Origin of the sequence: Novosphingobium profundi (genome assembly GCF_020524485.1) — a bacterium.
Classification (GTDB): domain Bacteria; phylum Pseudomonadota; class Alphaproteobacteria; order Sphingomonadales; family Sphingomonadaceae; genus Novosphingobium; species Novosphingobium profundi_A.
In genome coordinates this window covers 729580-748087 of the sequence record NZ_JAIVLF010000004.1, presented here as the reverse complement: position 1 = coordinate 748087, position 18508 = coordinate 729580, and the positions used below count along the sequence as shown (strand labels likewise).

The following is an 18508-nucleotide window of genomic DNA, read 5'->3' as shown; positions in this document are numbered from 1 at the left end:
ACGATGCTGATGCGCGCCAAGGCAGGCGAAGAAACGGTCATCGCGGGCGGCGGCTATCGCCCGGCCCGGCAGCGCGGCTTCGCGCTTGTGCTGACCTTGCTTGTCTTCTGCCTGCCTCTGGTGTGCATTGCTTTGCTGAGTTGGCGCACGGTGACACATGAGGACCGTACTGCGCCGCAGGTCTCAACCTTCGATGTCGCCGAGCCGGTACCGCCGCAGGATGCTCCGGCGCCGGAAGAACAGGAAGTCGCAGAGCCGCGGCCTCCTGTACCTGTGCCGCAAGCCGCAGCCTTGCCGCCGCCGTTGATCGTCTTGCCGCGAAGCGCGGTTGCATCTGCTCCGGCCTCTGCCCCGCCCGTTAAGGTTGTCGCCGCTGATACCACCGAACTGCCTCCGCCGCCGGTCGCGAAGAAGCGGTCCAGCGGGGGCGGCGATGGGCCCGATACCTGGCATGCGCAGGTGCTCGCGCGGCTCAATGCCGTGAAAACCTATCCCGCCTCGGCCCGGGCACGCAGGCAACAGGGCACGGTGCTCATACGCTTCACCGTCAATCGGCAGGGGCAGGTGTTGAAAACGACTTTGGCGCAGTCCTCCGGTTTTGGCCTACTCGACCGTGCCGGGCTTGCCTTGCCGAAGCGAACATCGCCATTGCCACCGCCTCCCGAGGATGTGGCCGGCAACGAAATTGAGTTAACCGTACCTGTGGAATTCTACTTCTGAACCGCGCCGGGTTTGCCGGAGGCCCTGACGCCTGAGAGGAAAGGGCTACAGTGAGCAATGGGGCGAACAAGTTTGCCCCTGAGGTTGGGCAGCAAGCGATTCGCATGGTTTTGGATCACGCGGGCGATGACCCCTTTCGCCGGGCTGCGATCACATCTGTGGCTCAGAAGATCGGGTGTTCTGGGAACACTCTGCTGGAGGGGGGGGGGGGGGATCCGAGGTGGATAGCGGCAAGCGCGGTGGCGCGCCGACAGAGACCGCGGAGAAGCTCAAGGCCAGGGAGCGTGAAGTCCGCGGACCGCGACCTACATAGCGCCTATCCGTCTGGCTTCCGCTTAGGGTTAGGGGGATCTGACCGTCTGCTCCAGAGGATCCAAAATTCGCAACGGAATGACGGGAAAGGGTCGGACATGGAAGGGGCGACGGAGGACCTCTGACACGATGGGACGCGCGCGATCTTGCTCTTGGACATCGATCGGCGCGCCGTTTCGCGTACTGTGGGTCGAGAATTCACGATATTCCGTGATATTCCACTTGAATTCACATCATTCCTACCTGTGAATACGGAGCTTCACAGCGGGAAGATCGGCCATGAAGTTCGGCGACTATCTGAAGCAAAAGCGCGCTGAACGCGGGTGGACCCAGCCCGAGGCGGCGTCCCAAGTTAAGATCGAGCAGAGTTACCTCTCCAAACTGGAGAACGGGAAATCGATCCCCTCAGGCGACATCTATCAACGACTGGCCCAGGTTTACGGCATCAATCCGACCGACATGGTCGGGGTGCTATTTCCAGCTGAGCTCGACCGGCTGCGGGACATCGATACGCTGCGTGACTTGCTGCTTGAACGCTCCCGCCGTGACGTCGAAACGCCGCGCCGCCTGCTGATCGCCGGGCTGGCCGCTCTGGTGCTGGGGGGAGGTTTTGTCGGCTTTTCCATGACTGAGCCCGCGCGCTCGATGCTCGAATACACCTACAGATCGCAAGGCGTGATCGCGGCCGACGCGCCCCCGGATAGCGAAATCCCGCCCGGCGCGCCCGGGGCTGATGAACAGACCAGGTTTTTCACCCAGATGCGGGGGCCGATGTTCACCGAAAAAGTGCCCGATGGCAAACGCATCTGGTTGTTGGTCGGCAGCAATGAAATTCACCAACCGCCCCGCTATCGCTGGGCTCTGATTCCCGGCTTTGCACTGATTGTCGGCGGATTGGGCTGCTTCTTCGTGGCCTGGCGATGGCGCTGACCATCTGACTTTTCGCACCCTGACTATTCCACGCGACGCACCTGTCGTCGCCCTTTGACGTGTCCTGAAAACAGGGAGACCTTCGATGAAGACCCTACTCCTCAGTGCGGCGGCCCTGATCGCGCACAGCCTGAACGGATCAGCCGCAATGCCTGCCACGCCCCCGCCGGTGGCAACCGCCGTTTCCAGCTATGATGCGCTCGATACGCGTATAGAGGAATTGATGGCGCGAAACGACGTCAAGGGGATGGCAATCGCGATCATCGAGGGCAATGAAATCCGCCACATCCGCGCTTTCGGCTATGCCAATGTCGAAGATCAGCGCCCGCTGAAGACCGATACGATCATGTACGCCGCATCGATCACCAAGGCGGCCTTTGCCTATATGGTTCTGCAACTGGTGGATGAAGGCAGGATCGACCTGGATCGGCCGATCCGCGAATACCTTGCCAGACCGCTGCCCGAATACAGCGGTGGAGAGAGGGACTGGTCGTCCTTGGAAGGCGACGATGCCTGGCGGCTGCTCACGCCGCGCATGCTGCTGACCCACAGCTCAGGCCTTGCCAACCTGCGCTGGTTCGAACCCGACAACGACATGTCGTTCCATTTCAAGCCGGGCACCGCCTATGCCTATTCGGGCGAAGGCTTCTATCTGCTCCAGTTTGTGCTCGAAGAAGGACTGGGCCTCGATGTGAAGAAGGAGATGCAACGGCGCATCTATGATCGCTTCGGCATGCCCAATACCAGCATGCAGTGGCGCGATGATTTCGCCAGCCACCTCGCCGACGGCTATAAGTTCGACGGAAGCTTTGTGCCGCACGATCATCGTGACAACGTCAGCGCGTCAGGATCAATGGATTCCACCATCGCCGATCAGGCGCGAATGTGGCGCGGCATGATGATGGGCGAAGGCCTCTCGGCCGAAATGCGCGCCGAATGGACGCGGCCTGAAGTGCCGATCCACACAAAGTCCAAATTCCCGACCATCGAGGTGCTAGGCACCTACGATCCACGCGGTCCACAGGTGCACCTTGCCGGCGGTCTCGGGGTTGATACCTGGAGGGGACCATCGAGTCGGTTCTTCGCCAAGGGCGGCCACAACGACTGGACTGGCAACATCGTCCAGTGCGACGAGGTCAACAAGCGCTGTGTTGTCCTGCTCGGCAATGACGTGCGTGCCGAACTCATCTACCCCGCAATCGTGACCATGGTGCTGGGCGATACGCGTTACCCTTGGTGGTGGACCTATCCGGAACTGTTCGGCGGGGGATGAGCTGCCCCTGAAGTGACCTCCTCAAGGTGCTCCAAAGGAGCATTGAGATCTGGTTCAAAAGAGCGCATTCGACAGCCTTGCTGACCGTCCGCTCCTGAGAAGCTGAAATCGGCAACCGAGTGGACGGGGAGCCGGGGGAGGTGTTCGAAACGGCGCTAACGCGGTGATCTGTCGCGACGACATCGCTCGAACGGTTCTTTCAATTGAGAGGATTCATGTCTATATGCTCATGTGAAAGGAGGCGCCCTATGGTTGTAGCTGTTGCTCCGTCGCGTGACAGGGCCGATGTCCTAACGGACGCAATCGCCAGGATTGCCGAGCTTTGGGGGTTGAAGAACGCTAAGCTTGGTGCGGTCTTGGGCGTGTCGATGGCGACGGCCTCAAGGTTGCGCAGCGGTGAGACACGTCTCGATCCGGCGAGTAAGTCTTTTGAAGCAGGCCAGTTTCTGTTGCGCTTGTTCCGCAGCCTCGATGCCCTTTTGGGCAGTGACGACAGTGCCGCAAAGCAGTGGCTGGAGACCAACAACCTCGATCTCGGCGGCAAGCCAATTGATCAGATCGATACGATGAGGGGCCTGATCGAGGTCTGTGACTATGTGGACTTCTACCGAGCTCGCGTCTGAACACAGTCCCTATGCCGGACGGGTCTGGCGCGTCGTTGAGGCTCAGCACCGGATTTCCACGAATCGGCTGGCGACCAATCTTGATGACCAGCACATGCTCGAACTTCTGGCCGAGGAGGTAAAGCCGCAGCTTCCCGAAAGCGCGCGTCATCTCGATTTCCTTCTCGCTTCGCCCTTTCGCTATGGGCATGGCCAGGCGAGCCGTTTTCGCCGGGCCGGCGAAAGGCCAGGGATCTTTTATGCGAGCGAACGCGAGAGCACTGCTATCGCGGAAACCGCTTACTGGAGGCTGCGCTTCTTTTCCCGCTCGCCAGGTTTTACACCGCCCTCGACCACCACGGAGTATACGAGCTTCTCGGTCAAGCTTGATACCGAACGTGGTATCGACCTGACGAGAGAGCCTTTCGCAGCATCGGCAGATCTTTGGAATGATCCTGGTGATTACAGCGCCTGTCAGGAACTGGCTGGAGCCGCGCGCGAAGCAGGTACGCAGACCATCCGAACGATGTCGGTCCGAGATCCGGCACGCGGCTGCAACGTTGTGGTGCTGGATCCGTCTGCTTTTGCGGAGCGAGCCCCGCGACGAGGCAAGACCTGGCACTTGCGCTTTGAAACAGGCCAGCTTGTTGCGCTTGCGGCTTTTCCTTCCAACGAGCGGTTCGTGTTTTCCGATACTACCTTCGGTATTAGTTAGAGCTTACCCCTGCTTCGCCAGACCTGACTTTTGACGAGCAGGTAGGGAGCGCCGATCCAGTTGGTCGTGCGATGCGAATTGCAAGCGCCCCTGAATTTGCCCCTAGGTATCGAGGGGGGTGGTTGTTGCGGTTTTCAATTCCCCGAATCGCGATGCTTTCGCTGAAATTCCATGCGTTCGTGAATCGCTGCGTGGTTCGATCCGCTCGACTCAGGGACTGAACGTCACCGGACAGGAGGGGGCCGGCACCAGACTTAGCCTGCCTCAAGTAGCGTAAACCTCTCATCCTTCCTCCCGTGCAGACAATCTGTACGTGGCCCGGAGGACGGACATGACCCCGACAAAGCTGCTGATCGGCCAGATGGCCATTGTTGTTCTCGTCATTGTCATCGGTGTCTGGTGCGCCACGCAGTGGGCGGCGGCGACCCTGGCCTATCAGCCTGAATTGGGGGACCCGCTTTTCCGGATCGGTGGTGTCGCCATCTACCGCCCGTGGTCTCTTTTCGTGTGGTGGTTTGAGTTCGAAGCCTACGCGCCGGAAGTCTTCGAATCGGCTGGCGCAATGGCGGCTGCAAGTGGGCTATTGGCGTGTATGACGGCTATCGCGGGGTCGGTTTGGCGCGCCCGCCAGCGCCGCCACGTCACTACTTACGGCTCGGCGCGCTGGGCTACGCGCCGCGACATCCGCGCAGCCGGTGTCTTGGCTGATCAGGGCATTTTCCTCGGGCGGTTAGATCAAGACTATCTGCGCCATGACGGCGCTGAACATGTCATGGCCTTTGCTCCCACCCGGTCGGGCAAGGGCGTCGGGCTTGTCATTCCCACGTTGCTGGGTTGGACCGGTTCTGCCGTCATCCACGACATCAAGGGTGAGAATTGGCAATTGACGGCAGGCTGGCGCTCACGCTTCTCGCATTGCCTGCTGTTCAATCCGACCGATCCTCGCTCGGCGCGCTACAATCCCTTGCTCGAGGTGCGGCGCGGCCTCTTTGAAGTGCGCGATGTACAGAACATCGCCGACATTCTCGTCGATCCCGAAGGGGCACTGGAGCGGCGCGGGCATTGGGAGAAGACCAGCCATTCGTTGCTGGTCGGGGCGATCCTTCACGTTCTTTATGCGGAAGCGGACAAGACGCTCTCGGGCGTTGCAATGTTCTTGTCCGATCCTTCGCGCAGTTTCGTTGCGACGTTGCACGCGATGATGGCGACAAACCATCTAGGTAGCGAGGAGAAGCCGCGCGTTCATCCGGTGGTGGCCTCAGCCGCACGCGAGGTCCTCAACAAGTCGGTGAACGAACAGTCGGGCGTGCTTTCGACCGCGATGTCCTTCCTGGGGCTCTACCGCGACCCCATCGTCTCGGTGATGACGTCCGCCTCGGATTGGCGCATCGCGGACCTGGTCGAGGCGCGCTACCCGGTTTCGCTCTACCTCGTCGTGCCCCCTTCGGACATCAGCCGCACAAAGCCGCTCATCCGGCTCGTTCTGAACCAGATCGGACGCCGTCTCACCGAACAGCTGCCTGGTGATCGCAAGGCTGATGAAAAGGCCAAGGCACGCCATCGCCTGCTTCTCATGCTTGACGAATTTCCAGCACTCGGGCGTCTCGACTTCTTCGAGACGAGCCTCGCATTTCTAGCAGGGTACGGCGTGCGCGCATTCCTCATCGCGCAGAGCCTCAACCAGATCGAAAAGGCTTACGGAGAGCACAACTCGATCCTCGACAATTGCCATGTCCGTGTTGCCTTCGCGGCAAACGACGAGCGGACCGCCAAGCGTATTTCCGATGCGTTGGGCACGGCAACCGAGCAGCGCGCGATGCGCAATTACGCCGGGCACAGGCTCGCGGTATGGCTATCGCACGTCATGGTCAGTCGACAGGAAACCGCGCGGGCGCTCCTGACGCCCGGTGAAATACTCCAACTCGATCCTGACGATGAACTCGTGCTGGTTTCGGGTATGCCGCCGATCCGGGCCAAGAAGCTGCGCTACTATCAAGATAGCGCATTTACGCAGCGCGTTCAGGCTCCGCCAGCTTTGGGGGAAGGGAAATATCCGGACAGCCCCGAAAGCCGTTCATCCGACTGGCAGGAAGAGGTGCGCTCGATTGATCAAAGATTGGCGCGGGACGACCATGCCTCGGCCTCATCGTGTGAAATTTCCGATGATGCAAAAGTCAGCGAGCAGAACGATGGCGGCGTCGATCAGCAGCGCCAGCCCGATGATGAGCCGGATCACGCCAGTGTCGAACCGCAGGTGACCGATGACCTTCTCGGTCTCGACGAAGCCGACAATTTCGCAGCGGAAAAGCATGCGATGGACAAGATGGTCCAGCAGCGCCTGGTCAATGCGACCTATACGATGGGCGCCGAGCGCGCGCAGCAGTTCGAACTGGAACTGTGACCATGGCCGCCAAAGTCCGCCACCAGCTTTTCTTGCCCAGATCAACGAGCGAACGCCTCGTCGAACTTGCTCGCCAGCCCGGTGCCTCGAAGTCGGATATTCTCGCCCAGGCGTTGACCGCCTGGCTGGATCGGCAAGCGCGGTCTGAACTCGACGAGCGCTTCGGTCGGCGGCTCGACCGCATCGCCACCTTGCTCGAACGGTTGCAGCGCGACAGCCAGATCGAACTTGAGACACTGGCGCTGTTCATTCGCTACGAGCTCGCGATCCATCCGCCGCTTGCCGAAGATGACAAGGCCGGCCGCGCGGCAGCTGCAAGGCGTTTCGAGGCCTTCCTCGCTCAGGTCGCCCGCCAGGTCGGGCAGGGGCGACGAACGCTCGACCCCGGAGCAGGGCAGTGAGGACCGGTCAGAGCCATGCGCGCCTGCGGGCGATGCTCGAGAGCGCCATGGGGCCTGCGATCGTGGCTGCGCTGCGGGATCCGCGCGTCATTGAGATCATGGTCAATCCTGATGGGGCGCTGCGTGTCGACGTGCTGGGGGAGGGCAGGGTCGATACAGACATCCGCATTGATCCCGAGCAGGCAGAGCGGATCGTCCGGCTCGTTGCAAGCCATATCCAAAGCGAAGCGCATGCCACCCGGCCGATCGTTTCCGCTGAACTGCCGCTGCGCGAACAGGGGGGCGGTGAGCGCTTTGAAGGGGTGCTCCCGCCGGTTGCCAACGCGCCATGCTTCGCCATCCGCAAACCGGCCTCTCGGGTCTATCTTCTTGAAGACTACGTACGCGATGCGGTCATGGGCACGAAGGAGGCGGACATATTACGCCTCGCCGTGGCCGAACGCTCGAATGTCCTGATCGTTGGCGGAACCTCTTCGGGCAAGACGACGCTGGCCAACGCGCTGCTCGCCGAGATGGCGGCGCTTGGTGAGCGCATTATCCTGATCGAAGATACCCGCGAACTGCAATGTCCAGCGCCCGATACCGTTGCCTTGCGCACGCGGGCCGGAACGGTCTCGATTTCCGATCTAGTTCGCTCGACCCTGCGCCTGCGGCCAGACCGGATTGTGGTGGGCGAAGTTCGCGGGGGCGAAGCACTCGACATGCTCAAGGCCTGGAATACGGGCCATCCCGGCGGGATTGCGACGATACATGCGAATGGCGCGGCCGCTGCCCTGCGACGGCTTGAAGGGCTGGTCCAGGAAGCTGTCGTGACGGTCCCGCGCCATCTGATCGCCGATGCCATCGACATAGTTGTCTTCATCGCCGGGCGCGGCCGCTTCCGGCGGATCGGCGAGGTCGTGCGGGTCGACGGTCTCGACCCGGTCACGGCCGAATACAGCCTTACCGACATGCACGATTCCCACCCACGAAAAGGAGAATGACGCCATGATTTCACGTTCAATCACGCTTCGCACCTTGCCAAGTCCGGCGAGAGCCCTTCTTGCATCGGCAGTCGGCCTCAGCCTCGCCGTTCCGGCATGGGCTTCGGGGACGGGCATGCCCTGGGAGGAGCCACTCGAGCAGATTCTCGAATCGGTCCAGGGGCCTGTCGCCAAGATCGTTGCGGTCATTATCATCATCATGACTGGTCTGACCCTGGCGTTTGGTGAGACGGCAGGGGGCTTTCGCCGGCTGATCCAGATCGTATTTGGGCTCTCAATCGCCTTTGCGGCATCCAGCTTTTTCCTCTCCTTCTTCAGCTTTGGCGGCGGAGCGCTGATCGCATGAGCGCGGCTGGCCAGCCCGAGGGCTTCGAGGTCCCTGTCCATGCCAGCCTTTCCGTTCCGATCCTGCTGGCGGGGGCGCCGCGAGGTCTCGCCATCGTCAACGGAACGCTGGCAATGGCGATGGGCCTGGGATTGCAGCAGTGGCTGGCCGGCCTCGTCATCTGGGCTTGCGGGCATAGTCTCGCGGTCCTTGCCGCGCGCCGCGACCCGCATTTCGCGCCGGTCCTTGTGCGCCACCTTCGCCAGAAGGGGTATTTCCCATGCTGAACCTTCGCGAATACGCGAGCCGGGCAGGGCGTCTGGCCGATCATCTGCCCTGGGCCGCGCTTGTTGCCCCCGGCATCGTTCTCAACAAGGATGGCAGTTTCCTGCGAGTCCTCTCGTTTCGCGGTCCGGATCTGGAATCGACGACCGAAGCTGGCCTGGTTGCGGTCGCAGCGCGGGCCAATAACGTGCTGCGTCGTTTTGGTTCGGGCTGGGCGCTGTTCTTCGAGGCCGAGCGCTATGAAGCCCTAGCCTATCCCGATGATGACTTCCCCGATCCTGCAAGCTGGCTTGTGGATCGGGAGCGGCGCGCGGCCTTCACGGCCGAAGGACGTCATTTCGAAAGCCGCTTCCACCTCAGTCTGACCTGGATGCCACCTGCGGACAGCGAGGACGCGGCTGGGCGGCACTTCCTGGAAACGGGAGATGGGAGCAAGGCACGCGACTGGCGCGCGGCCAAGGCGAATTTCACCGCCGAGACGGATCGCGCGCTCGATTTGTTCGCAGGGTTCATGCCTGAAGTCCGGGCGCTCGAAAACGGCGAGCTTTTGACCTTTCTCCACAGGACCATTTCGGATCGCGAGCATTCGGTCCGTGTCCCCGAAACGCCGATGTATCTCGACGCCGTGCTTGTCGATACGCCGCTGGTCGGTGGGCTCGAGCCGCAACTTGGCGGTCGGCATTTGCGAACACTATCGGTCCTTGGTTACCCAAATGTCAGCCGTCCCGCGCTCCTCGACGCGCTTAATGGCCTCGACTTTCCCTACCGCTGGGTCACCCGCTTCATCGCGATGGACAAGGACGAAGCGACCCGGGCCCTGACGCGCCTGCGGCGGCAATGGTTCAACAAGCGAAAATCCATTGGCGCGATGCTGCGCGAGGTCCTTTACAACACGCCGAGCCAGTTGCTCGATAGCGATGCTGACAACAAGGTCCTCGATGCAGATCTCGCCTTGCAGGCCTTGGGAGGAGATCATGTGGCCTTTGGCTACATGACAACGACGATCACGCTGACGGCTTCGAAGAGCGAAACCGTCGACGAGCGTATGCGCCAGATAGAGCGGGTCCTTGGTGGCCTCGGTTTCACCACGGTGCGCGAACGTGTCAACGCGGTCGAGGCCTGGCTCTCGTCAATTCCGGGCCATGTCTATGCCAACGTTCGCCAGCCGTTGATGCACACGCTCAACCTCGCGCACCTGATGCCTCTCTCGGCCATCTGGGCAGGTCCGGCCCGCAATACGCATCTGCGCGCCAGTCCGCTATTTTATGCGCGCACGTCCGGCTCGACACCGTTTCGGCTTTCCACCCATGTCGGCGATGTCGGACACATGTTCGTGGCGGGACCGACGGGAGCCGGAAAGTCGGTGTTGCTGGCTTTCATGATGATGCAGTTTCGGCGCTATCGAGATGCGCAGATCTATGTTTTCGACAAAGGGCTGTCGGCGCGCGCGATGGTGCTTGCCTGCGGCGGGAGGCACCAAGATCTGGGGGCTGGCGAGGGGCCTGGCCATGGCCTTTCTTTTCAACCGCTGCGCGGGATCGATGACCCGGCGGCAAGAGGCTGGGCTGCCGAATGGATCGCAGCGCTGCTCGCGCAGGAAAACGTGAGCGTCACGCCGGAGATCAAGGACCAGATCTGGTCGGCGCTTACCAGTCTGTCGGAAGCGCCAGCAGTTGAACGAACACTCACGGGTTTGTGCCTGCTGCTTCAATCCTCGTCGCTGCGAATGGCGCTCTCGCCCTATACGATCGACGGCCCGTATGGCGCGCTGCTCGATGCGAGCGACGACGCGCTTCATTTCTCGGACCTGCATTGCTTCGAGACCGACGGATTGATGGGGCGCTCGGGAGCCGTGGAGCCCGTCCTCAACTACCTGTTCCATCGCCTCGAGGAACGCTTCGATGGACGGCCGACGCTGCTGGTCCTCGACGAAGCCTGGATCTTCCTCGATTCCCCATTGTTCGCTGCGCGTATTCGCGAATGGCTCAAGGTTCTGCGCAAACGCAACGTATCGGTCCTCTTCGCGACGCAGAGTCTTTCCGACATCGCCAATTCCCCGATCGCGCCCGCGATCCTTGAAAGCTGTCCCCAGCGCATCCTCCTGCCCAATGACCGTGCGCTCGAACCGGGAAGCCGGGAAATCTACGAACGCTTCGGGCTGAATGCACGTCAGATCGACCTTCTCGCCCGGGCGACGCCCAAGCGGGACTACTATCTCCAATCGGCGCGCGGCAATCGTCTCTTCGAACTCGGGCTTGGTCCGCTGGCGCTTGCGCTTTGCGGCGCGTCGGATCCGGCCAGTCAGGCGCGTATCGACACTTTGCTTACCCAGGCGGGAGGCACGCCGTTCCTCACCCGGTTCCTGCAAGGAACCAGCGCGCAGTGGGCAATTGACTATCTCGCCTCGTTCCCTGGCCAGAACTGGCCAGAGGAAACGCGCACCTGCGCACCACATCCCAACCAGTCAGGAGAAATCCAATGAACCGTTGTTCTTCGTGCTCCTTTGGAGCGCTGCGCAGCGCAGTTGCACTGCTTGTGGTGACAGCCGGCTTTACGGTCCCGCTCCAGTCCGCTCAGGCGATCATCGTCTACGACCCCTCGAATTATGCCCAGAACGTTCTTTCTGCGGCCCGCGCGCTACGGCAGATCAACAACCAGATCACATCGCTCCAGAACGAGGCACAGAGCCTTACCAATCAGGCGAAAAACCTTTCGCGCATCGATTTTCCCGAACTCGAGGCACTCTACCGTACACTGCGCCAGATCGAGGCACTCATGAACGAGGCCCAGGGCATCCAGTTCAGTACAGCGCGCGTCGAGACGCAGTTCGATGCGCTTTATCCGGATGCGTTCAGTCAGTCGTTGAAGCTCGACGATGAGGTGGCTGCGGCGCGCACCCGGCTTGAGACTGAAGTGCAGGCCTACCGCCATACTACCCGGGTCCAGGCGCAGATCGCCGAGACGATCGAGGATGACGCGCAGGATCTGGCCAAAGTGGCGGAGCGTAGCCAAGACGCGGAAGGGGCGTTGCAGGCCCAGCAGGCGACCAACCAGCTCCTCGCGATCGCGGCCAAGCAGCAGTTCCAGATCCAGCAGATGATGGCGGCGCAGTTTCGGGCCGAGGCGATCACCCAGGCCAATCGCGCCCAGGCTTCGGCTCAGGCCCAGGCGGCGACGTCCCGGTTCCTTGGTTCAGGCAACGCCTACACGCCGGACTGACATCAACGAGACAGCGGCGGCGTTCGTCCTCCCCGTCGCCGCGCCGCGTGGCCCGGATTTGCTCCCCGGTCCGGGTCACGCGGATCCATCCTTATTGATCAACCCGAAGGGAATCTGACGTCATGGATGATCTCAATATCATCGATCAGTTCCTGAGCGCCTTTACGCGCTACATCGACAGTGGTTTTGGACTTCTGGGGAGCGACGTCCAGTTCCTGACGGCAACGCTTGTCGGGATCGACGTGACGCTGGCCGCGCTGTTCTGGACGCTTGGCGGAGATGACAACGTTCTCGGACGCTTCGTTCGCAAGATCCTCTTTGTCGGCGCGTTCGCCTATATCATCAACAATTTCCAGTCGCTCTCCGAGGTGATCTTCGCCTCTTTCGCGCAAGCCGGGGTGACGGCCGGGGGTGGGACGATTTCGGCGCAGGATCTCCTGAAGCCGGGACATCTGGCGGGCACGGGATTTTCCGCCGCATGGCCCATGCTCGATCAGGTCGCCAAGTTGCTCGGGTTCACGAGCTTCTTCGACAATTTCCTGACGATCGCCGTGCTCCTCATCGCCTGGCTGCTCGTCATCCTCGCCTTCTTCATTCTTGCCGTGCAGATGTTCGTATGCGTGATCGAGTTCAAGCTGGTGAGCCTCGCCGGGTTCATTCTCGTGCCGTTCGCGTTGTGGAACCGGACAAGCTTTCTGGCTGAACGCGTGCTGGGCCACGTCGTCTCCTCGGGCATCAAGGTTATGGTGCTCGCCGTGATCGTCGGCATCGGTTCGAGCTTTTTCGAGCAGTACGCCGGCGCGCTCAAAGGGCAGGAGCCCGACATCGCCCAGGCCATGAGCCTGGTCCTTGCGAGCCTTGCGCTTTTTGGTCTGGGCATCTTCGCGCCGTCTGTCGCAAGTGGTCTTGCCGCAGGTGCGCCGCAACTGGGAGCCGGAGCGGCCCTTGGGACGGCGCTTGGCGCCGGCGGTGTTGGTATGCTTGCAGGAGGCGGCGGTCTTGCAGGCGCACGCATACTGGGAGGTGCGGCGCTTGGTTCGATTCGCGCCGGGACGTCGATGGGGGCGGCGACCTCGAGCGCCTATTCGCTGAGCAAACAAAACTCGGATGGCAGCGTAAAGGCTGGCCTTGGCGGTGTGGCGCGCGCTGCCGGTAATTCCGTCCGGCAACGCGCCTCGCAAACGCTTGGGCTTTCCGAGGCGGCTTCGCGCGGCCGTGCGGCGGGCGCAGCAGCTTACGAGAATACGAACTCACCGTCGCCGGCTTCCGGCGGCGGTGAGACGGCGCCGCAGTGGGCGAGGAGCCTTCGCGCCGAGCAGGCGTCGCGCCATCGCCGCCAGATGGCTGTCCATGCAATTCAACAAGGTGATCGCGGCGGCGGCGGCCTCTCTCCCGATATCAGTGAAAGGAACGATTGAACCATGCGCTTCAAACGCAGCCTTCAGGCATACGGCCGAACTCCCCAACCCGAAACGCCTTTTCAGCGCGCAGGCCAGCTATGGGATGAGCGCATCGGCTCGGCCCGCGTTCAGGCCCGAAATTGGCGCCTCATGGCCTTTGGATGTCTAGGGCTGTCGTGCTCGATGACGGCCGGCCTGCTGTGGCAATCGCTGCAAAGCCGGGTCGTACCTTACGTGGTCGCGGTCGACCGGCTTGGCGAACCACGGGCGGTCAGCGAAGCCGAAGCTGACTACACGCCGAGTGACCCGCAGATCGCCTGGGCGCTAGGCAAGTTCATCGAGCACGTCAGGGGCCTTTCACTCGACCCTGTCGTCATGCGCCGTCAGTGGCTCGAGGCCTATGACTTCACGACACAAAGAGGGGCTGCCTTCCTGAGCGCCTATGCCCGCCAGTCGGGCGCGCTGACACGGATCGGCGAGCGAACGGTCACTGTCCAGATCACGAGCGTCGTCAGGGCTTCGCAGCAGTCGTTCCAGGTCAAGTGGGTCGAAACGGCCTATGAACACGGGAGCCCATCTGGCCAAGAGCATTGGACGGCCATGGTGACCGTTGTGCGCAAGGCGCCGCGCGACCGCGAAACCCTGAGGCGCAACCCGCTTGGGCTCTATGTCGACGGGATCGATTGGAGCCGCGAACTCGAGCCCGCTGGCGATGGACCAACACAGCAAAGCCCGCTGACGAGCGAACAATCGCCAACCTCGCGGCTTGGCGCGACGCCGGATCTGTCCCCTACATTATCGGAGGTGAAGCCATGAAGCCTTGTATCGCTGCCATCGTGTCGCTTGTCGTCGGTGTAACGCCAGCCCAGGCCGTTTCCATTCCCTCAGCCGTGGGCGTACGCAAGCCGGTGGAGCCTGTCCTCGCGAACTACATGAATGCGCGCCAGATGTTTCTGTGGTCCGACGGGGCGGTCTATCATGTACCTACCCAGCCCGGGATGATCACGGATATTGCCCTCCAGCCGGGCGAAGGGCTGATCGCGGTTGCTGCGGGCGATACCGCACGCTGGATCATTGGCGACACGCGAAGTGGGGAGGGTGAGGCCGAGCAGACCCACGTGCTGGTCAAGCCGTTCACGCAAGGTCTGTCGACCAATCTGGTGATCACAACCAACAGGCGGACCTACCATCTTGAGCTTACGAGCGCCGATCAGGATGGCATGACGGCGCTGGCCTGGACCTATCCGCTCGATGCCTTGCTCGCGGTTGCGCGAGCAAAAAAGGCAGCAGAGGCGAGCGCGCCGGTCGCGCAGGGCATCGGCGTTGAACAGCTCTACTTCGGCTATGTGATCACGGGGGACCATGCGACGTGGCGCCCGGTGCGCGCCTTCGACGATGGCGCGCGGACCTACATCGAATTCCCGGCCTCGATCGGTCAGGGTGAAGCGCCGCCCCTGTTCCTGGTCGATGGGCACGGGAAGGCCGAACTGGTCAACTATCGCATGAAGGGGCGCTTCTACATCGTCGACAGGATATTCGAGACTGCCGAACTGCGCCTGGGGACCAAGGACCAGAAGGTCGTGCGCATCACGCGGGGAGGGCGCCCATGATGGATGAAGGCTCACAGTCGCAAATGCCAAAAGGAACTGCGCTGCCATCCTCTCTCGAGGCCGGTGTCGGGGGGCCTGCAACACGTGACACTGGCGATCCAGACAATGGGTCGGTCCGCGATCGAGAGGCGGGTAATGACATCGCGGCCAAGGCGGGCAAGGTCGACCCCGAAAGTCTCGCGATCAGGGCACCCTTGCCTCTGGCTCAACGCTTCAAGAAGGAGCTTGTTATCGGCGGCGCGTCGGTCGCTGCACTGGTTCTTGCTGGGGTTACAGGATACGCGCTGAGCTCGCACGAGAAGGACAGGAAAGAGCCTCCTGCCAATCTGGCCCAGGCTAACCGCAAGCCCGCTGACGATGGTCTCGATGCGTTGCCGTCAAACTATGGCGACGCTGCGAAGCTTGGTCCGGCCTTGCCCGGAGATCTGGGCCGTCCCATCCTGCGCGCGCAGGAAAACAAGCCGGCGCGTGAAGCCGAACGGGCCGCGCAGGAACGAGAGCAAGCACGTCAGGAAAAAGAGGAGCAACTGCGCAAGGCGCGCCAGTCGCCCTTGCTGACGAACGTAAATCCCACGCCTTCGTCCCCTAGTGAGGTACCAGCCTCCGATGTCCAGCATGCCGATGAAGCTGCGGGCCCGAAGATGCTGGGAAGCGAACCTGCCGTCGCATCCGGCAAGGAAGGTTTTGCGAGGCAGCTCGAGACGCGCAATACCCGCAATGCCCACGTCCTCGAGCCTGCGACCTCGTCGCATGTTCTCATGGCGGGCAGCGTCATTGCGGCCAGCCTTGTAACTGGCATAAATTCGGACCTTCCCGGCATGGTGATTGCCCAAGTCACCCGCAATGTCTTCGACAGCATCACGGGCCGGGTCCTGCTCATCCCACAAGGATCGCGCCTCATTGGCAACTACGATTCGCACGTAACCTATGGGCAAAGTCGGGCCCTGCTGGTCTGGCAGCGTCTGGTCTTGCCCGATGGGCGTTCTCTGCGCCTTGACAACATGCCAGCGAGCGACCCGCAGGGCTATGCCGGGCTCGAAGACAAGCTGAACGCGCATACCGGCCGGCTGTTGAAGGGGGCTGCGATTGCCACGCTGCTGAGCGTTGGAACCGAATTGAGCCTGAGCGGCGACAGCGATCTTGTCGATGCGATCCGGCAAGGCACGCAAGGCAGTGTCAGTCGGGCTGGCGACAGCATTACTCGGCGCAATCTCGACGTCGCCCCGACCATCGAAGTACGGCCCGGCGCGCCGGTTCGCCTGCTCGTGCGCCAGGACCTCGTTCTTGAACCCTGGATAAAGGAGAACGCGCAATGAGCGCCATACGCCTCGCCAAGCTTCCCGAAACGACGCCAGTCAAGATTGTGATCCGCATTCTTCCCGATCTTCATCGCGACCTGGAAGACTACGCGAAAGCCTATGCGCAGGCTTATGGCAAACCGATCGAGCTTGCCGAACTCATCCCCGCCATGCTTGCCGGCTATCTCGATGCCGACCGCGCCTTTCGCCAAGGGCAGAAGTCGAAATGATCGCGAAGAGGCGCATATTCGAACGAGAGCCGATCGAGGAAGAAGAGCTCTGCCCGGCGCCCGCGCCCAAGCCGGAACGTTTCCTGCGTCTTGATGCGGTCATGGAACGTACCGGGCTTGCGCGAGCAACGCTTTACAGGAGGATCCAGGCCGGCGCCTTCCCGGCTCAGGTCAAGATCTCTGCGCGTTGCTCGGCCTGGCGTGAATCCGAGATCGAGGCCTGGATGCGCGACCCCTTCGGCTTTGCGAATTCTCCCAACGACGATGCTTGAGGCGGCCTGCGAGATCAGGCTCGCCTGCGCGTCCTGAGCGGGGGGAATGTCTCGAGCGCGGTCGAGCCAAAGGGGCTGGATACGTGCTCGCGTTCAGCCATTCCTCGTGCTTCGGCCTTGTCGAGATAGTCGGCCCACCACTGCATCATCTGACGGCGATGGGTGAGATATTGCGCGGCGTTGTAGGCTGCGCGAACCCCGCGCGGCTGATGGGCGAGCTGCATTTCGATCCAGTCGGGCTGAAAGCGGCCGCTCTCGTTGAGCACCGTGCTGGCAAGGCCCCGAAAGCCGTGGACGGTCGCCTTTCCGCGCAGGCCAATCCTGTACATGATGTCGAGCATGCGGTTCTCGCTGATCACCATGCTGCGCGTCCCTGCAACCGGGAACAGGAAGCGGCCGTGCCGGGGATTTCCTGCCTTTCGAAAGATGTTGAGCTCGTGGATTTCTTCCAAGAGCGGAATAGCTTGCCGGGGCAGGGGGATGAGGTGCTCGCTGCGCATTTTCATGCGATCGGCACCGATACGCCATAGCGGCTCGGGACCATCGAGATCCTCGAACTCAGCCCATTGGGCGAATCGGGTCTCTTGCGTGCGCACCATCGTCAGAATCGTCCAGCGAAGGGCCAGGTGGCTCAGTCTGGCACCATCATCACCGTTGAGCCGGGCATAGAAGGCAGGCAGGTCGCGCGCCGAAACTTTCGGGCGGTGACGTGTTGGCTGGGGCTTGCGCAAGGCGGGTCCGATGTCGCGGCATGGATCGCTTTCACAGCGTCCGTCGGGTATCGCGTAGCGAAAGATTTCGCTGCAGTGGTTCTTTACCCTGTGGGCCATTTCCACAGCGCCCCGGTCCTCGATCCTGCGGATCGCCTCGAGGATTTCACGCGGACGAATGTGCGCGATGTTGCATTTGCCGATGACAGGGAAGATGTCGCTTTCGAGCCGTCCGGTGACGAGATCGGCATAACGCGGCGTCCAGGCGAGGGAGCGTGTCTCCAGCCACTCGCGAGCGACATGTTCGAAGGTGTTCGTCACGTCGCCGCGGGCCTTGATCCTGGCTTCCCGCTGCTCGTGGCGGCGCTCTTCCGATGGATCAAGGCCCAACTCCAGCAGTTTCTTCATCTCGTCGCGCCAGGCACGGGCGGCCAGAAGCGAAACCTTCGGATAGGGACCGGCCGAAATCGTCTTCTGCTTGTCGCCGAAACGGTAGGCCAGATACCAGATTTTCGAGCCGGTGGGATTGACCGCGATGTAGAGCCCGGCCGCGTCGGAGCGCTTGTAGGTCTTGTCCTTTGGCTTGAAGGCCTTGATCGCAATGTTGGTGAGCATTGTTGGCAACTCCCCCCGAAGTCACAGGTTCGAATCCTGAGACGCGTTCCGGTGTTGGAAATGGGTGATTTCGTACCAACAAATTGACCAACTAGGGGCCGAGCTGCAAGGCCCCCTCCCGGGACGTAGAGGGACGCGAAGGCCTAGGTAAATGGCGGAATTCCGCCATTTGCAAGAGCCGCTCTTGGACGGCTTGAGAGGTGGTGA

Annotated in this window: 19 protein-coding genes and 1 pseudogene; 19 read left to right on the top strand and 1 reads right to left on the bottom strand. The window is 61.9% G+C overall.

Translation table 11 applies throughout. From position 1 onward, the window contains the following. Positions 1-3 precede the first annotated feature (3 nt). From LC060_RS13895 to LC060_RS13805, 19 genes and pseudogenes are all read left to right on the top strand, one after another. A complete protein-coding gene (locus LC060_RS13895; RefSeq protein WP_226636485.1) occupies positions 4-720 on the top strand; it encodes an energy transducer TonB in 717 nt (238 codons plus the stop codon). A 50-nt stretch (positions 721-770) separates the two neighbouring features. After that, positions 771-1015 (top strand): annotated as a pseudogene (locus LC060_RS21065) (IS3 family transposase); the annotation flags it as partial. 296 nt (positions 1016-1311) lie between these two features. Beyond that, a complete protein-coding gene (locus tag LC060_RS13885) occupies positions 1312-1962 on the top strand; it encodes a helix-turn-helix domain-containing protein (protein ID WP_226636484.1) in 651 nt (216 codons plus the stop codon). An 85-nt stretch (positions 1963-2047) separates the two neighbouring features. Beyond that, positions 2048-3235: a serine hydrolase domain-containing protein gene (locus LC060_RS13880; protein WP_226636482.1), complete on the top strand. Its 1188-nt coding sequence runs from the start codon at positions 2048-2050 to the stop codon at positions 3233-3235. A gap of 248 nt (positions 3236-3483) precedes the next feature. Then, a complete protein-coding gene (locus LC060_RS13875; protein WP_226636481.1) occupies positions 3484-3858 on the top strand; it encodes an antitoxin Xre/MbcA/ParS toxin-binding domain-containing protein in 375 nt (124 codons plus the stop codon). Further along, entirely contained in the window at positions 3830-4552 is a 723-nt protein-coding gene (locus LC060_RS13870) for an RES family NAD+ phosphorylase (RefSeq protein WP_226636479.1), read from the top strand. Before LC060_RS13875 ends, LC060_RS13870 begins: the two co-directional genes overlap by 29 nt. A 331-nt stretch (positions 4553-4883) precedes the next feature. Further along, positions 4884-6953: a conjugal transfer protein TraG gene (locus LC060_RS13865; protein ID WP_226636477.1), complete on the top strand. Its 2070-nt coding sequence runs from the start codon at positions 4884-4886 to the stop codon at positions 6951-6953. Between the two features lie 2 nt (positions 6954-6955). Beyond that, on the top strand, positions 6956-7354 hold the full coding sequence (locus tag LC060_RS13860) for a CopG family transcriptional regulator (RefSeq protein WP_226636476.1): 399 nt from the start codon (positions 6956-6958) through the stop codon (positions 7352-7354). A 32-nt stretch (positions 7355-7386) separates the two neighbouring features. Further along, positions 7387-8337: a P-type conjugative transfer ATPase TrbB gene (gene trbB / locus LC060_RS13855; RefSeq protein ID WP_226636572.1), complete on the top strand. Its 951-nt coding sequence runs from the start codon at positions 7387-7389 to the stop codon at positions 8335-8337. A gap of 4 nt (positions 8338-8341) precedes the next feature. Further along, positions 8342-8683, top strand: a complete 342-nt coding sequence (locus tag LC060_RS13850) for a TrbC/VirB2 family protein (protein ID WP_214199535.1) — start codon at positions 8342-8344, stop codon at positions 8681-8683. Continuing rightward, the gene (locus LC060_RS13845) at positions 8680-8949 is read left to right on the top strand and encodes a VirB3 family type IV secretion system protein (RefSeq protein WP_226636474.1); all 270 of its coding nucleotides are present in this window, start codon (positions 8680-8682) and stop codon (positions 8947-8949) included. Before LC060_RS13850 ends, LC060_RS13845 begins: the two co-directional genes overlap by 4 nt. Further along, entirely contained in the window at positions 8943-11429 is a 2487-nt protein-coding gene (gene trbE, locus LC060_RS13840; protein WP_226636473.1) for a conjugal transfer protein TrbE, read from the top strand. The genes LC060_RS13845 and trbE overlap by 7 nt, the downstream gene beginning before the upstream one ends. Next, positions 11426-12166, top strand: a complete 741-nt coding sequence (gene trbJ / locus LC060_RS13835; RefSeq protein WP_226636471.1) for a P-type conjugative transfer protein TrbJ — start codon at positions 11426-11428, stop codon at positions 12164-12166. The genes trbE and trbJ overlap by 4 nt, the downstream gene beginning before the upstream one ends. 122 nt (positions 12167-12288) lie before the next feature. Continuing rightward, a complete protein-coding gene (trbL, locus tag LC060_RS13830; protein ID WP_226636469.1) occupies positions 12289-13584 on the top strand; it encodes a P-type conjugative transfer protein TrbL in 1296 nt (431 codons plus the stop codon). A gap of 3 nt (positions 13585-13587) precedes the next feature. Continuing rightward, positions 13588-14382 carry a conjugal transfer protein TrbF gene (trbF, locus tag LC060_RS13825; protein WP_226636468.1) on the top strand — a complete coding sequence of 265 codons (795 nt, stop codon included), beginning with the start codon at positions 13588-13590 and terminating at the stop codon, positions 14380-14382. After that, entirely contained in the window at positions 14379-15176 is a 798-nt protein-coding gene (gene trbG / locus LC060_RS13820) for a P-type conjugative transfer protein TrbG (protein ID WP_226636466.1), read from the top strand. Before trbF ends, trbG begins: the two co-directional genes overlap by 4 nt. Further along, positions 15173-16492, top strand: coding sequence for a TrbI/VirB10 family protein (locus tag LC060_RS13815; protein WP_226636458.1), 1320 nt, complete (start codon positions 15173-15175; stop codon positions 16490-16492). The genes trbG and LC060_RS13815 overlap by 4 nt, the downstream gene beginning before the upstream one ends. Then, positions 16489-16704: a DUF2274 domain-containing protein gene (locus tag LC060_RS13810; protein WP_039394798.1), complete on the top strand. Its 216-nt coding sequence runs from the start codon at positions 16489-16491 to the stop codon at positions 16702-16704. The genes LC060_RS13815 and LC060_RS13810 overlap by 4 nt, the downstream gene beginning before the upstream one ends. Continuing rightward, the gene (locus LC060_RS13805) at positions 16701-16976 is read left to right on the top strand and encodes a helix-turn-helix transcriptional regulator (RefSeq protein ID WP_319005429.1); all 276 of its coding nucleotides are present in this window, start codon (positions 16701-16703) and stop codon (positions 16974-16976) included. Before LC060_RS13810 ends, LC060_RS13805 begins: the two co-directional genes overlap by 4 nt. A 14-nt stretch (positions 16977-16990) precedes the next feature. Here LC060_RS13805 and LC060_RS13800 read toward each other — a convergent pair whose 3' ends face one another. Beyond that, positions 16991-18301, bottom strand: coding sequence for a tyrosine-type recombinase/integrase (locus LC060_RS13800; protein WP_226636456.1), 1311 nt, complete (start codon positions 18299-18301; stop codon positions 16991-16993). Positions 18302-18508: the final 207 nt, after the last annotated feature.

What these genes read in the sequence shown, in the direction of transcription:
- LC060_RS13895 (WP_226636485.1), top strand. Translation starts at nt 4, where the DNA reads ATGCTGATGCGCGCCAAGGCAGGCGAAGAAACGGTCATCGCGGGCGGC.
- LC060_RS13885 (WP_226636484.1), top strand. Translation starts at nt 1,312, where the DNA reads ATGAAGTTCGGCGACTATCTGAAGCAAAAGCGCGCTGAACGCGGGTGG.
- LC060_RS13880 (WP_226636482.1), top strand. Translation starts at nt 2,048, where the DNA reads ATGAAGACCCTACTCCTCAGTGCGGCGGCCCTGATCGCGCACAGCCTG.
- LC060_RS13875 (WP_226636481.1), top strand. Translation starts at nt 3,484, where the DNA reads ATGGTTGTAGCTGTTGCTCCGTCGCGTGACAGGGCCGATGTCCTAACG.
- LC060_RS13870 (WP_226636479.1), top strand. Translation starts at nt 3,830, where the DNA reads ATGTGGACTTCTACCGAGCTCGCGTCTGAACACAGTCCCTATGCCGGA.
- LC060_RS13865 (WP_226636477.1), top strand. Translation starts at nt 4,884, where the DNA reads ATGACCCCGACAAAGCTGCTGATCGGCCAGATGGCCATTGTTGTTCTC.
- LC060_RS13860 (WP_226636476.1), top strand. Translation starts at nt 6,956, where the DNA reads ATGGCCGCCAAAGTCCGCCACCAGCTTTTCTTGCCCAGATCAACGAGC.
- trbB (WP_226636572.1), top strand. Translation starts at nt 7,387, where the DNA reads ATGCTCGAGAGCGCCATGGGGCCTGCGATCGTGGCTGCGCTGCGGGAT.
- LC060_RS13850 (WP_214199535.1), top strand. Translation starts at nt 8,342, where the DNA reads ATGATTTCACGTTCAATCACGCTTCGCACCTTGCCAAGTCCGGCGAGA.
- LC060_RS13845 (WP_226636474.1), top strand. Translation starts at nt 8,680, where the DNA reads ATGAGCGCGGCTGGCCAGCCCGAGGGCTTCGAGGTCCCTGTCCATGCC.
- trbE (WP_226636473.1), top strand. Translation starts at nt 8,943, where the DNA reads ATGCTGAACCTTCGCGAATACGCGAGCCGGGCAGGGCGTCTGGCCGAT.
- trbJ (WP_226636471.1), top strand. Translation starts at nt 11,426, where the DNA reads ATGAACCGTTGTTCTTCGTGCTCCTTTGGAGCGCTGCGCAGCGCAGTT.
- trbL (WP_226636469.1), top strand. Translation starts at nt 12,289, where the DNA reads ATGGATGATCTCAATATCATCGATCAGTTCCTGAGCGCCTTTACGCGC.
- trbF (WP_226636468.1), top strand. Translation starts at nt 13,588, where the DNA reads ATGCGCTTCAAACGCAGCCTTCAGGCATACGGCCGAACTCCCCAACCC.
- trbG (WP_226636466.1), top strand. Translation starts at nt 14,379, where the DNA reads ATGAAGCCTTGTATCGCTGCCATCGTGTCGCTTGTCGTCGGTGTAACG.
- LC060_RS13815 (WP_226636458.1), top strand. Translation starts at nt 15,173, where the DNA reads ATGATGGATGAAGGCTCACAGTCGCAAATGCCAAAAGGAACTGCGCTG.
- LC060_RS13810 (WP_039394798.1), top strand. Translation starts at nt 16,489, where the DNA reads ATGAGCGCCATACGCCTCGCCAAGCTTCCCGAAACGACGCCAGTCAAG.
- LC060_RS13805 (WP_319005429.1), top strand. Translation starts at nt 16,701, where the DNA reads ATGATCGCGAAGAGGCGCATATTCGAACGAGAGCCGATCGAGGAAGAA.
- LC060_RS13800 (WP_226636456.1), bottom strand. Translation starts at nt 18,301, where the DNA reads ATGCTCACCAACATTGCGATCAAGGCCTTCAAGCCAAAGGACAAGACC.